This is a genomic window from Bacillus sp. FSL W8-1202 (assembly GCF_038006165.1).
Lineage (GTDB): Bacteria > Bacillota > Bacilli > Bacillales > Bacillaceae > Bacillus > Bacillus subtilis.
On the sequence record NZ_JBBOUR010000001.1, the window covers coordinates 2,954,150 to 2,966,675 of the forward strand.

Annotated in this window: 15 protein-coding genes; 13 read left to right on the top strand and 2 right to left on the bottom strand. The window is 40.2% G+C overall.

All coding sequences use genetic code 11. The annotated features are described in order from the left end of the window. Positions 1–272: 272 nt before the first annotated feature. The 8 genes from NSQ09_RS15410 to pghL all read left to right on the top strand — a co-directional run bounded on the left by NSQ09_RS15410 (position 273) and on the right by pghL (position 8,750). Positions 273–1,832: a spore germination protein gene (locus tag NSQ09_RS15410; protein WP_088326103.1), complete on the top strand. Its 1,560-nt coding sequence runs from the start codon at positions 273–275 to the stop codon at positions 1,830–1,832. Between the two features lie 29 nt (positions 1,833–1,861). Further along, the gene (locus tag NSQ09_RS15415; RefSeq protein WP_124059907.1) at positions 1,862–2,953 is read left to right on the top strand and encodes a spore germination protein; all 1,092 of its coding nucleotides are present in this window, start codon (positions 1,862–1,864) and stop codon (positions 2,951–2,953) included. After that, entirely contained in the window at positions 2,943–4,157 is a 1,215-nt protein-coding gene (locus NSQ09_RS15420; protein ID WP_163189392.1) for a Ger(x)C family spore germination protein, read from the top strand. Before NSQ09_RS15415 ends, NSQ09_RS15420 begins: the two co-directional genes overlap by 11 nt. 146 nt (positions 4,158–4,303) lie before the next feature. After that, positions 4,304–5,104, top strand: a complete 801-nt coding sequence (locus NSQ09_RS15425; protein WP_341031912.1) for a hypothetical protein — start codon at positions 4,304–4,306, stop codon at positions 5,102–5,104. 4 nt (positions 5,105–5,108) lie between these two features. Then, positions 5,109–5,741: a DUF4166 domain-containing protein gene (locus NSQ09_RS15430; RefSeq protein ID WP_026113727.1), complete on the top strand. Its 633-nt coding sequence runs from the start codon at positions 5,109–5,111 to the stop codon at positions 5,739–5,741. After that, the gene (locus tag NSQ09_RS15435) at positions 5,723–7,363 is read left to right on the top strand and encodes a YndJ family protein (protein ID WP_017697359.1); all 1,641 of its coding nucleotides are present in this window, start codon (positions 5,723–5,725) and stop codon (positions 7,361–7,363) included. The genes NSQ09_RS15430 and NSQ09_RS15435 overlap by 19 nt, the downstream gene beginning before the upstream one ends. Positions 7,364–7,452: 89 nt before the next feature. Then, a complete protein-coding gene (locus NSQ09_RS15440; RefSeq protein WP_026113726.1) occupies positions 7,453–7,767 on the top strand; it encodes a hypothetical protein in 315 nt (104 codons plus the stop codon). 224 nt (positions 7,768–7,991) lie between these two features. Continuing rightward, complete coding sequence (gene pghL / locus NSQ09_RS15445; RefSeq protein WP_017697358.1) at positions 7,992–8,750, top strand: gamma-polyglutamate hydrolase PghL; 759 nt, start codon at positions 7,992–7,994, stop codon at positions 8,748–8,750. A 26-nt stretch (positions 8,751–8,776) separates the two neighbouring features. Here the strand turns inward: pghL and NSQ09_RS15450 are convergent, their stop codons facing one another. Beyond that, positions 8,777–9,226, bottom strand: coding sequence for a YndM family protein (locus tag NSQ09_RS15450; protein WP_017697357.1), 450 nt, complete (start codon positions 9,224–9,226; stop codon positions 8,777–8,779). A gap of 207 nt (positions 9,227–9,433) precedes the next feature. Here NSQ09_RS15450 and fosM point away from each other — a divergent pair, with 207 nt between their 5' ends. Both fosM and NSQ09_RS15460 read left to right on the top strand, forming a co-directional pair. Further along, on the top strand, positions 9,434–9,868 hold the full coding sequence (gene fosM, locus NSQ09_RS15455; protein ID WP_017697356.1) for a FosM family fosfomycin resistance protein: 435 nt from the start codon (positions 9,434–9,436) through the stop codon (positions 9,866–9,868). After that, positions 9,777–10,034 (top strand): hypothetical protein, encoded by a 258-nt coding sequence (locus NSQ09_RS15460; RefSeq protein WP_369877881.1) that lies wholly within the window; start codon positions 9,777–9,779, stop codon positions 10,032–10,034. The genes fosM and NSQ09_RS15460 overlap by 92 nt, the downstream gene beginning before the upstream one ends. 371 nt (positions 10,035–10,405) lie before the next feature. Here the strand turns inward: NSQ09_RS15460 and lexA are convergent, their stop codons facing one another. Next, positions 10,406–11,023, bottom strand: a complete 618-nt coding sequence (gene lexA, locus NSQ09_RS15465; RefSeq protein ID WP_003238209.1) for a transcriptional repressor LexA — start codon at positions 11,021–11,023, stop codon at positions 10,406–10,408. A 150-nt stretch (positions 11,024–11,173) separates the two neighbouring features. Between lexA and yneA the strand changes: the two genes are divergently transcribed. The 3 genes from yneA (at position 11,174) to NSQ09_RS15480 (ending at position 12,460) form a co-directional block, all read left to right on the top strand. Continuing rightward, positions 11,174–11,491, top strand: a complete 318-nt coding sequence (gene yneA / locus NSQ09_RS15470; RefSeq protein WP_003231598.1) for a cell division suppressor protein YneA — start codon at positions 11,174–11,176, stop codon at positions 11,489–11,491. Between the two features lie 18 nt (positions 11,492–11,509). Continuing rightward, positions 11,510–12,163: a YneB family resolvase-like protein gene (locus NSQ09_RS15475; RefSeq protein WP_017697355.1), complete on the top strand. Its 654-nt coding sequence runs from the start codon at positions 11,510–11,512 to the stop codon at positions 12,161–12,163. 63 nt (positions 12,164–12,226) lie between these two features. Continuing rightward, a complete protein-coding gene (locus tag NSQ09_RS15480; RefSeq protein WP_003231595.1) occupies positions 12,227–12,460 on the top strand; it encodes a DUF896 domain-containing protein in 234 nt (77 codons plus the stop codon). Positions 12,461–12,526: the final 66 nt, after the last annotated feature.

The window sequence follows — 12,526 nt, forward strand, 5'->3', positions numbered from 1 at the left end:
TCATTTTGTGTTTAATAATGCAAAATGGTCAGGTTGATTTCTTTAAAAGCATGATGAAATGTTCATCATGCTTTTTTTATTGAGAAAAAAGACGAACATAAAAAATAGGTATACGGGAAAAATAATCCTATTAGAGAGAGGGGAACTGACAGATGGATAACATGATATCAACACTTACTGACTGGAATGTGTGGTTTCAAGCGTTAGTAGTATTTCTCGTTCCATATGCAATCTATAAAGTGTTTACTTGGATTCATGTATAAGAAGGTGCAATGATGAGGTGGCGGAGCAATCAGTACAAAACACAGAAGCAGCATAAATCAGATCATTCAACAGCTGAAAAGGATCAGGATGTGTTAACCGGTAACATCGGATACGATTTAGAACATGTAAAAAGAAAAATAGGACATAACGGGGACGTTCATTTCCGTAAGCTTGAAATCACTCATTTACATGTGAAAGCGGCATTGATCTTTGTTGAAGGACTGTCTGATCAGGACTTGATTAATAAAGGACTATCAGTGTTAGTCATGAATCAACCTAATCAGGTAAGCGATGAAATTTCTCAATCCGGCAAAGGTATTTTAACTTCGAAACAGATAAAAAATCAAATCATATCAATCGGTGATGTCATAGAATCAGAGAAAATCAGTGATATCGTGTTGAATGTTTTCATGGGTTCGACAGCGCTTCTCATCGATGGAATACCGCAGGCCTTTCTTCTGGGAACTGTAAAAAAACAAAATCGAAGTATCGAGGAGCCGCTTTCAGAAGCGCTTGTCAGAGGGCCGCGCACAGGCTTTACAGAAGAGTTGAGTACGAATACAGCTCTTTTGAGACAGCAAGGAAAAAATGATCAATTAACATTGCAGAGATTTGAAGTAGGAACACGATTAAAAAAGGATTTAATTATCGCTTATATGAATGACATTGCAGATCCAAAAGTAGTCGAGGAAGTAAGAAAAAGAGTGAGAGGGATTGAGATCGATCATTTGCCGGAGTCAGGCTACGTTGAACAGTTAATTGAGGATAATTATTTGAGCCCGTTCCCGCAAGTACAGAGTACAGAACGTCCTGATCGCGTCATAAGCGGATTAATGGAAGGAAGAGTAGCCATTCTGCTTGACGGCACTCCGTTTGCTTTGATTGTTCCAGTCACTTTCAGCATGATGCTTCAATCGCCTGAAGATTATTATGAACGGTGGTTCCCGAGCTCGCTCATCAGATTGCTGAGGTTCATCGCAGCAATGATAACGTTATTTGCACCCGCTTTATATATATCATTTATTTCTTTTCATCCTGGGTTAATTCCGACCAAGCTGGCGATTTCAATTTCCGGGACGCGCCAGGGTGTTCCGTTCCCATCCCTCATTGAAGCCTTATTTATGGAAGTCGCGATCGAAATTTTAAGAGAAGCGGGGCTTCGTCTGCCAAAACCGATTGGACCCGCAATTGGCATAGTTGGCGGATTAATCATCGGGGAAGCAGCTGTGCAGGCGGGGATTGTCAGTCCAATCATGGTCATTGTTGTTGCGCTCACAGCAATTTCTTCATTTGCCATCCCGCATTATAGCACAGGTATAGCACTTCGGATGCTTCGGTTTGGTGCGATGTTTTGTGCGGCGGTGTTTGGATTGTTTGGAGTCATTATGTATTATCTGCTGCTAAGCAGCCATGTCGTAAAGCTAAAGAGCTTTGGTGTGCCATACGCAAGTCCGGCAGTGCCCTATCACTTAAAAGATTGGAAAGACTTTGTTATCAGAATGCCTCTTTTAGTCATGAAGCGCCGGCCTAAAATGATGAATACAGATAATACAAAACGGGTGAAATGATGAACTTAACAGGATGGTGATAAAGTCTCATGTTCAGCCCAACCAGTAAAATCACAACCGCTCAGGCAACGATTATCATCATTAATTATATGCTTGCTGCCGGAGTTCTTACGCTCCCTCGGACAGTAACAGAACAAACACAATCTCCTGATGGATGGATTTCAATTTTATTAGGCGGGGTACTAGCGGTAATAGCCGGGATGATTATAGTTAAATTAAGCCAGCAGTATCCTAAGGAGACCTTTTATGAATACTCCCGACATATTGTAGGAAAATGGCTCGGGCATCTGATCAGTATTGTTTTTATTACTTATTTTCTGGCACTCGGTGCATTTGAAGTCAGAGTCATGTCCGAAATCGTGGATTTTTTTCTCCTCGAAGGGACACCGTCTTGGGCCATCATTATGACAGTTCTTTGGATTGGGCTTTATTCAATTACACAAGGCCTAGATCCGATTGCACGGCTTTTTGAAATGATTTTTCCGATTACGGTCATCATCTTTTTAACGATAGCCCTCATGAGTTTAGGCATATTTGAAATCAACAATTTGCGCCCTGTATTAGGAGATGGAATCATGCCGGTTCTTAGAGGAGTAAAGACAACGAACCTTTCATTTACATGTTCAGAAATTATGCTCATTTTAGTAGCATTTATGAAAAAGCCGAAAAATGCGGTGAAAGCGGTTGTGATTGGGACAGGCGTTGTGACCAGTTTTTATATGATTACGCTGATTATGGTCATCGGTGCACTATCAGTTGAGGGAGTTGTGACGAGAACATGGCCGGGGCTTGATCTGATGAGAAGTTTTGAAATACCTGGTTTAATATTTGAACGGTTTGAATCATTTCTGCTTGTGATTTGGATTATGCAGCTTTTTGCCACGTTTATTATCACTTTTTATGCAGCTTCCCTGGGAGTCTCACAAGTTTTTAAAAAGAAACCCCTTTCATGTATGTTTGGGCTGCTTCCTGTTATTTATATCCTCTCTTGCATGCCGAAAAATGAAAATGACGTCTTTATATTGGGCGATACGGTCAGTCATATCGCTTTGTATATATTTGGCGCTTTACCGATTTTGCTGTTAGTCATTTCGAAATGGAGGAAAAGAGGTGAAAAGTAAACTAAAACGTCAATTGCCTGCTATGGGCATGGTATGTCTGCTGATGGTTTGCGTAACAGGATGCTGGAGCAGTCGGGAAATAGAAGATCTGGGTCTCACATTCGCTATCGCAATTGATAAAGGAAAAGAAACGAACACTGAAAAAGAGTTAAAAGAAGAGGGCGGGAGTTATCCGAAAAAAGACAACATTACGCTGACCTATCAATTTGTTAATGAAAAAGCGGCAGGCGCGGGCACTGGCGGGGGAGGCGGTAGCGGACAAGGAGTGCAAAAAGCGTATATTAATATAAGTGAAACAGGGGATTCATTACAGCAGATCGGAAGTGAGGTTGCACTAAGACGGGACCGAGAAGTGTTTAGCCCGCATTTAAAAGTTGTTGTCATGAGTGAAGATGTGCTGCACACATTTCCTATCGACGAAATGCTGGATCAATTTTTTCGTGATAATGAAATCAGGCTGAGCTGTCTTGTTTTATCTGCTAAAGGGGAAGCAAGAGACGCTCTCCAGCTGAAAGAAAACGGAGAAATTCCGGCATTTCGGCTGATTGGATTAGGTGAAAATGAACATAAAGTTTCCAGAATTCTTCCCCCTATGACACTCGCGAAACTAATTGGAAAACTGCATTCTGGCAGCAGCTTTTTACTGCAAAATGTGGTTGCGGCGAATGGAGCGGTCAAGTATTCCGGAGCAGCTGTAATCAACGGAAAATCGAAAAAAATGATCGGCACTTTAAATGAATATGAAACTGAGGGGATTACATGGATTAGAGGAGAAGGGAAAGGCGGAGTTGTCAAAAGTCATGATAAAAAGAGCCAACAGACGTTAGCGTACGATATCAATAAAATCAAAAGCAAAATTCAGCCAATCGTAAAAGGGAAAGATATTTCATTCCATGTCGATATTGAATCAGAAGGCGATTTGGTTGAAAACTGGAACACAAAAGAGGCGTTGGACACCCAGTTTATAGATCGTCTCGAAACGACTATTGAAAACGAGGTAAAGAAAATAGTTGGTCAGGTATTAAAAAAAATTCAGCATGATTATAAAGCAGATGTTGCGGGTTTTGATGAATCTGTTAGACTTACATATCCTCACTTATGGAAAAGGGTGAAAAATAACTGGGATGACACCTTCAGTAAAGCCGACATCACATACAGTGTGAACGTCACAATTACTCATTTCGGCACGGTTAAAACTCAGTAATGAATCCCAAGGAAGAGAAGGAAACCTCTCTTCTCTTTTTTATGCATTTATTAGGATAAAGATACTTTTTTTGGAGAGATATACACTTTTCAAATCGACCAATATGCTAATATAGGAATTGCTTGAAATAGAAGGGAGAAGGGGCTGTGAGGCAGAAACCGATTTATGTAGAAATCGAAATGAAATCTGATCTGGATACACTCTGGGAATATACACAAAACCCATCACTGCATAAGGAATGGGATCTCCGGTTTTCAAATATTACGTATTTGAATAGTCAGCCATGCGAAAAACAGAAGTTTCTTTACGAAACAAGGGTAGGCTTTGGATTAAAGGTGTCAGGTACAGGAGAAACCGTCGGTGTTTTCAACAAATGTTCATCTGAAAGGTCACTGGCTTTTGGCTCTGATCATCCATTATCTCTGATTCGGCATGGAAGCGGCTACTGGAAGTATATACAGAGAGAAAATGGGAAAATGACGTTTTTAACACAGTACCAATACAAAACAGCCTACGGACTGCTGGGAAGATGGATTGATCGTTTATTATTTCGGCCGCTGCTTGGCTGGGCGACTGCCTGGAGCTTTGATGCATTAAGGCTTTGGGTAGAGCAAAATAAACATCCGAAGCGCTTCATTCGATCTGCTATCATCTATGTGTTCATGTGTCTGTTTTTCAGCCTGTTTTGGTTCTATCAAGGCTTTGCAGGTGTTAAGACAAGCATATTGGCAGGAACAGCGGAGATAGGCTTAGCTATTTTGTGGCTGCTTCCTTTAAAAAGAAAATGGATCATTCATGGTGTCCAGGCTTGTATTTTTGCTGGGTTTGCTTGTCTAGGTTCCGAAATATTCATGTGGGTTCTGTTGAGTGTGTTTTCTGCTGCAAGCGGCGCTCTTAGCCTGCAGCTCCCCAGTGCCAGGCGCACAAAACGAAAGAGAAAGAAGTGACATTGTGAGTTCGATTTATGAAAAATCAATTATTAACTATCATTTGCTGCATCCCAAGCTGCAGAAACGGTACCAATTAGACGAGTCTCAAACATTCAGCGGGACGGGAACGATGTCAGAAATAAGCGGAGGCTCTTTTCTGGTTAGAATGCTGTTAAAGCTGGGTGTTTTTTTCAGATGCTTCTTTTCAGAAAGAGGCAAAGACATTCCATTTACAATACAAAATAGAACTTGTCTTTTGAAATCGCAACATACAGGGATAGAATGGAATCGTACATTTTTCTTTAAAGGCAAAAAACGTTTCTTTGACGCGATAATGATATATGACGAGAAAGAAAATAGAATACTTGATTTCTTCGGCAAACCTCATCTGCTGCTGTCTGTTTTGACGTTCGAGGCATCTCTTGACGGCTCTCTTACAATCACATCGGGAAAGCAATGGCTATTGATATTTGGAAAAAGAATCCCGCTGCCGAAATGGCTGACCGGTACATCCGTAGTTTGCGAAACGTTTGATGAAAAAAAGAATTGTTTCACCATTGAAGTGCATGTGCAAAATACAATTCTTGGCACTCTTTTCTTTTATAAAGGAACGTTTCAGGAGGAAGAGAGAGAATCATGGAACGAAATGGCATAGTCAGTGCGCTTTGTTTTATAGGATTTCTTGCAGCGGAAGCACCGGATATTTCAGTGGCAGAGGCACTCGTTTTGTTATCCATTCTATTTTTCGTGCCGGGAATTTTCCCTTTTGTTTTTCGTCAATCGCCGGTTCGTGCTGCTCAGTTTATGGAATATGGGCTAATCCAGTGCTATCCGGCAGCCGCATTCTTTGCGGTGTTGGCTCTTGTGACAGAGGTTGGAGTTTTCGCACTTATCTGGTGGATGTACACAGTTTTTATTGCATTGTATGCGATCCTCCGCCTTTGGGAAACAAAGATACATAGAATCGAAGAGACATCAGTTTTGTTCGGCCTTATTTATTTGGCGGGAGGAGGATTTTGGTTTTTTGCTTATGCTGCCCATTTGCAGATCATGCAATTTGGCCCTCTCATCATTTTGCTTACTGCTGTCCACTTTCACTATTCTGCTTTTCTGATCCCGATCTTCAACGGATTACTCGGCAGAACCATTAGAAAACATCGGATGTTGTACAGTTGGATAACATGGGTGATTTTGCTTTCGCCCCTTCTTATCGCACTGGGCATCACATATTCAAAAACACTTGATGTCATTGCGGTTAGCATTTATATGGCGGCGATTTATCTTCATGCATTTTTGGTGTTCACGGCAGCTTTTCGCACCAAGACGGGGACATTTCTTATTCGGCTTTCTTCCGCTGTTTTAATGATAACGATTGCTTTCTCGATGATTTATTCATTTGGTGTATTTCGGCAAGAAGTTACATTGACCATCAATCAGATGATTTGGATTCACGGTTTTGTCAATGCGTTTGGTGTTATCTTGCCCGCTCTCATAGGGTGGAGAATAGAGGATGCGAAGCCTTTTGATGCAGACAGTGTAAAGACATTCAGCCGTATCTACGGAAAAAGAAAGATTGGAGAAGAATTTTTAGCTAACATTCAAGCTGAAAATAACGCTCGGTACAGCGGGCTTGTGGATGATATGGGCAGCCTGCGTTCAAAAGATTTTTCACCAGAAAAACTGGCGCCGCTCATTCTTTCGTTTTATGAACAAACCATCGAATACAATATTAAAGCAAAAGTAACATGGAGCATGTGGTTTCGGCCGCTTGCAATTATTTACGAATGGTTCAGCAGAAGAATCGGCCAAATACATCTTTCGACGAACCCTGACTGGTATAGGATGTACAGCAAGATAAAAGGTGTTCATTCGAAAAAAGACGGAAGGGAAAGAGTACGTGCCTGGATTAGAACAAATGAAAAAAACGAAACCATTTTTACCGCTCTTTATTCAGTGTATCGTTCAAATGGAGAGGGGTATATGAATATTTCTTTACCGCTTCCATTCAGCAGCATGACAGGTATTTTAAAACCATATCATCATCAGGAGAAGCTGGTTTTAACAAGCAGGCGGAGAAAAAGCAGAGCGGGTGATGAGGGGATTTATCTGCAAACAAGAGCGGGAACTTGTCCGCTTCCTTTATCTGAAACCTTTCTGATAGAAGCTGCACATGACAACAAATTAACGGCTGTTCATCATATGTGGCTGTTTGGAATAAAATTTCTAACTGTTCATTACAGCATTACACATATTAACCAGCCTATTGAAAGAACCTAACACAAAGAAGAAGCTTCGTCTGCCAGTTGTAATAGATGAACTGTTTTTAAAAAATTCTGCGCCGCATCAAGACAGGAAAGGAAGGGTTTATGGTGTTTTATATCAGTTTATTTCTGATTCTTTGGCTGGCTGCGGGGTTTGCAGTGGGAATGAAACAAGTGTATGTCGATCAGCTGTTTGATAAAGCTGTGATCGAAAGGCTGGAAAAAGAAGCGAATGATCATGGACACGCTGACCGAATGATCAAACAGCGCGTCCTTTATATTGCAGCAGTGACATTAAGCGGGTTTATTTCTGTTTATTATGAAATGAAAACAATCCCGCAAAGGCGAAACATAAGAAAAATTGAAAAAAACATCATGAAATTAAATCAAGCAAAAAAACGAAGAATGAAGAGAAAATAAAAAATGCACAGGCCAAAGGGCAGGTGCATTTTTGTTTTGTATGGAAATGGGGGAGGTGGTGCCAGCTTACTTTTCATAAATTCAAAAATGAGAAGAACAGCGCCCGGGCTAATGGTATATAATATTGTGAATTTAACAAAAATTTAACAAGGAGGACGAGAGAATTCGTGCTAAAGCCTCAAAGAGACCTACATCCTGTTGATTTGGACTTAGAGGCGGAGTAGATGAAACCGGCCAAAGTATCCCTGCTCCGCCGTTTGCTCCATTCCTTGAAGCATGTTGATTGTAACATAGCCAAACGTTTTCCATCAACTATTAAAATTGTAAAATTATTGTTTATTTTTATGGTATTTACTCCGATTTCTTCAATTTATGCTGAAGATGTATATCAGAATTTTGAGGAATTAAAAAACAATGAAGATCCTTCTGATTACGACGTTGTTACGAAAGAAACCGGAAGCCCTGTTCTTGTTTTAGCTATTCACGGAGGAGGTATTGAAGGCGGGACAAGTGAAGTAGCGAGAGAGCTCAGCAAAGAGTACTCGATGTATTTATTTGAAGGCTTAAAATCGACAGGAAACTCAGTCCTGCACATTACGAGCACGCACTTTGATGAACCTCGGGCCCTTAAAATGACGGGAAATCATGAATATGTCATTTCATTACACGGGTACGCAGAAGAAGATCAGCAGATCGAAGTCGGCGGTACAGATCGCGTAAGAGCGGCAGATTTAGTTGAGAAATTGCAGCATGCCGGTTTTCCTGCTGTATTGCTCAATACGGACCATCCGCATGCGGGCGTTAGTCCGAATAACATTGCAAATAAATCAAAAACAGGTTTAAGTATCCAGATAGAAATGAGCACAGGCTTTAGAAAGTCTTTGTTCGGCATCTTTTCTTTAAAAAGCAGAGCTGTTACTCAAAATGAGAGGTTTTATAAGTTTACAGAAGTGATGTTCCGTTTTCTCAAAAATAGCTACTGAAAAATAGGAGGCGATAAGACAGCCTCCTATTCCTTATGCTTCTCATTCGTTTCGGGAAACAGCTCGTCCGCGGCTTCCGTTTGATACTGCAACGTGTTATCTCTCGCTGACAGTTCATTTCGGAAATTTTCATCAAGCACATTTTTCAGTAAATACCGATGAAAAAAGTATTCAAAAACAGTAAGACAGGCAGCGGAAAGGAGAGCTGCTCCAAATGGTGAGAAATCGTTTCTTGTTTGGGTTAAAACAAATACCCAAAGAATAATGAATGAAAGGCCAAAGTCAGCCAATGAAGCTGTAATATTGTTTGTTCTGGGTAAGACGAGCATGTCACCAGAAAGATAGGAAACAAAACCTAAGAAAAGTGCAATAAACATCACACTTAAAAAGGATGCGTGATAGACTCTGTCCAAAATCACATATAAAAGGGCAAGAGTGAAAGCAATCTTTGAAGCAAGCGCAATGATATGTTTCATTTGACCACCTAAATTGTTATTTTTTGAAGAAAATTCTTGGGCGTAAACAAATGATAAATAATGCAATTCAAAACCATTCATAATGGTCATGTTACTATTTTAAACAGTCCGTTTTTGTTTACACTGGTATTTTTTTCAGCTGTATGAAACTTTCTTATGAAAAAAGTCGTATATGTGGATGATCAGCTTTCAAGGGGGGAATGATTTGTGGAGATAAAAGGAATCAATCACTTGTTATTTTCAGTTACGCATTTGGATACATCGATTGATTTTTATCAAAAAGTGTTTGATGCAAAGCTTTTGGTAAAGGGAAGAACAACTGCATATTTTGACATGAACGGCATCTGGCTAGCGCTTAATGAAGAACCAGACATCCCGAGAAATGACATTAAGCTTTCTTATACCCATATTGCTTTTACAATTGAAGATCATGAATTTGAGGAGGTATCAGCTAAATTAAAAAGACTTCATGTCAATATTCTGCCTGGCAGAGAACGAGATGAACGCGATCGAAAATCAATTTATTTTACCGACCCTGACGGCCACAAATTTGAATTTCATACCGGAACCCTTCAAGACAGGCTTCGATATTACAAACAAGAAAAAACCCATATGCACTTTTATGATGAAACGGCCTTTTGATATCACAACCATATTTCATATAAGGTTAAATTTAAAGAAGGGTGTTGGTGGAGACTTTATGTTTGGGGAAGGTTTCTACCCGATTTGTTCAACGATGCCATATCTTTTGAACTGCACAAGTGATTGGGTGCAGGTGAAATTGAAATACATATTACATTTTATATGAAGAAAGCGAGCTGTTTTAACAGAGTGTTGAACTACCTAAACTATGTACTAAATTTTCAGTTATATCAATTGCCTCGCCCTTTAATAAATATAAAACCGCATCCTTCCACGACCTAAAAAATGAAACGTTTTTAAGAAGATAGCGTCTAATATTCTAAACGTTCATATTTTGAATAAAAGTTTCCTAAAGGAAAGAAAATTTCTTGACTTCAACAATTGTTTGGTGGATAATTATGGTGTAAACATGATGTTCTTTTTCCTCCTATTCAGGCTCGCACCCAAAAGTCAGGGCGAGCCTGCTTTTTTTGAACAACAAACCCCCTCTCCATAAAGGAAGAGGGGGTTATTTTATGCATCTGATAGATCAATAGATTAATGGACGGTTCTGAACACGCCAATCACTTTCCCTAGAATGCTGACATTCTGCAAAATGATAGGTTCCATCGTTGGGTTCTCAGGCTGCAAGCGAATGTGGGTATCCTCTTTATAGAATCGTTTTACAGTTGCTTCATCATCTTCTGTCATCGCAACTACAATTTCCCCATTGTTCGCTGTGTTTTGCTGTTTAACGATGACATAGTCCTTATCGAGAATACCAGCATCTATCATACTGTCTCCCATAATCTCCAGCATAAATACATGCTCGTCTGGAGGAACCATGCGGTCTGGGAGCGGAAAATATTCTTCAATATTTTCTACTGCTGTAATAGGAGATCCCGCCGTGACTTTCCCGATGACCGGTACATTAACGACCTGGCTTTGCGGAATGTCTACTTCTTCATCAAGAATTTCTATTGCTCTTGGTTTTGTCGGATCCCGTCTGATCAGCCCTTTTGTTTCCAAGCGGGCCAAATGGCCGTGGACAGTAGAGCTGGACGCAAGCCCGACAGCCTCTCCGATCTCTCTCACGGAAGGCGGATATCCTTTTGATTTAACCTCTGCTTTAATAAAACGGAGGATATCAAGTTGCCTTTTTGATAGCTTCGTCATTTTTCGCACCTCAAAACGTCGATTTTAAGAAGATTATAGCATGATTTTCCTTACAGTACAAACATAGGTTCGAAAAAACAATTGACAGAAACGTTTGTTCGTATATACTGAAATTATAAAAAATGCGAACAAACATTCCTGTTGGAGGTTATGATCATGAGTAAAGAATCTATTATTTTTGTCGGTCTGTTCACAGTGATTTTGAGCGCGGTTATCCTTATGCTGTCATATACAAGCAGCGGCCAAGAGCTTAATCAGTATGTTAAAATAGAAGTCCAGCAAGGCGACACACTCTGGTCAATTGCTGATCAGGTAGCAGATACAAAAAAGATAAACAAAAATGATTTTATTGAATGGGTAGCTGATAAAAATCAACTTCAAACCTCTGATATCCAGCCGGGTGATGAGTTAGTGATCCCATTGAAAAAGAAGCATCAGGATGCATATGAATTAGCAACTGTAAGATAGAGAGGAAAGAGAGATAAAATGAAAGCACTCATTTATGCCCGTGTAAGCACAAATAAAGAACAGCAGGAAACGTCATTAAAGCGGCAGGAGGAGGAGCTTACGGCCATTGCAGCGGAGAACGGCATGGAAGTGGTCAAAGTGATTTCAGAAAAAGCCAGCGGATATGAAATGGGTCGGGATGGTGTATTTGAGCTGCTTGATGAGATTAAGAACGCTGGAATTGATGTCATTTTGGTTCAGGATGAGACAAGGCTCGGACGGGGAAACGCAAAAATCGCACTGCTTCATTGTATTTACAGAGAAGGTGTGAAAGTCTATACAACGGCTCATAGAGGTGAACTGGAGTTATCGGAGGCTGACTCAATGGTCTTGGAAATCGTCAGCATTGTGGAAGAGTATCAGCGAAAGATTCACAACATGAAAATCAGACGGGGAATGAAGCGTGCAGTAAAAAACGGTTTTAAACCGCAAAAAAACTTAAAAAACCAACATGGGAACAGTGGAAAAGAAAAAATAGAGGTGCCAATCTCTGAGATCGTCCGCCTAAGAGCGAATAAACTGACGTTTGCTGAAATCGCGGCTACCCTAAGAGGGTTTGGCTATGATGTCTCTAAAGCAACCGTTCACCGACGTTTTCAGGAATACATAGAGAATGAAGAGACAGCAGAGTGAATCAGTTGTAAAACTTTTTTTGATCTAGTACTATATAGACAAAATGCAATAAAGGAGTTTAACATGATTTCAAACGCGAAAATTGCCAGAATTAATGAACTTGCTGCCAAAGCTAAAGCTGGCGTTATTACAGAAGAAGAAAAAGCCGAACAGCAAAAGCTCCGTCAAGAGTACTTGAAAGGTTTTCGTTCTTCTATGAAGAACACGTTAAAAAGTGTGAAAATCATTGACCCAGAAGGCAATGATGTTACACCAGAAAAGCTAAAAAGAGAACAAAGAAATAACAAACTTCACTAATATAAGAGGAATACGGCAATATCGTATTCCTCTTTTGCATATACTATAATCAAAACTCTTATGTGA

Coding starts and splice junctions, on each gene's coding strand:
- NSQ09_RS15440 (WP_026113726.1), top strand. CDS start 7,453: ATGGTGTTTTATATCAGTTTATTTCTGATTCTTTGGCTGGCTGCGGGG.
- NSQ09_RS15475 (WP_017697355.1), top strand. CDS start 11,510: ATGAAAGCACTCATTTATGCCCGTGTAAGCACAAATAAAGAACAGCAG.
- NSQ09_RS15415 (WP_124059907.1), top strand. CDS start 1,862: ATGTTCAGCCCAACCAGTAAAATCACAACCGCTCAGGCAACGATTATC.
- lexA (WP_003238209.1), bottom strand. CDS start 11,023: ATGACGAAGCTATCAAAAAGGCAACTTGATATCCTCCGTTTTATTAAA.
- pghL (WP_017697358.1), top strand. CDS start 7,992: ATGAAACCGGCCAAAGTATCCCTGCTCCGCCGTTTGCTCCATTCCTTG.
- yneA (WP_003231598.1), top strand. CDS start 11,174: ATGATCATGAGTAAAGAATCTATTATTTTTGTCGGTCTGTTCACAGTG.
- NSQ09_RS15410 (WP_088326103.1), top strand. CDS start 273: ATGATGAGGTGGCGGAGCAATCAGTACAAAACACAGAAGCAGCATAAA.
- NSQ09_RS15450 (WP_017697357.1), bottom strand. CDS start 9,226: ATGAAACATATCATTGCGCTTGCTTCAAAGATTGCTTTCACTCTTGCC.
- NSQ09_RS15435 (WP_017697359.1), top strand. CDS start 5,723: ATGGAACGAAATGGCATAGTCAGTGCGCTTTGTTTTATAGGATTTCTT.
- NSQ09_RS15480 (WP_003231595.1), top strand. CDS start 12,227: ATGATTTCAAACGCGAAAATTGCCAGAATTAATGAACTTGCTGCCAAA.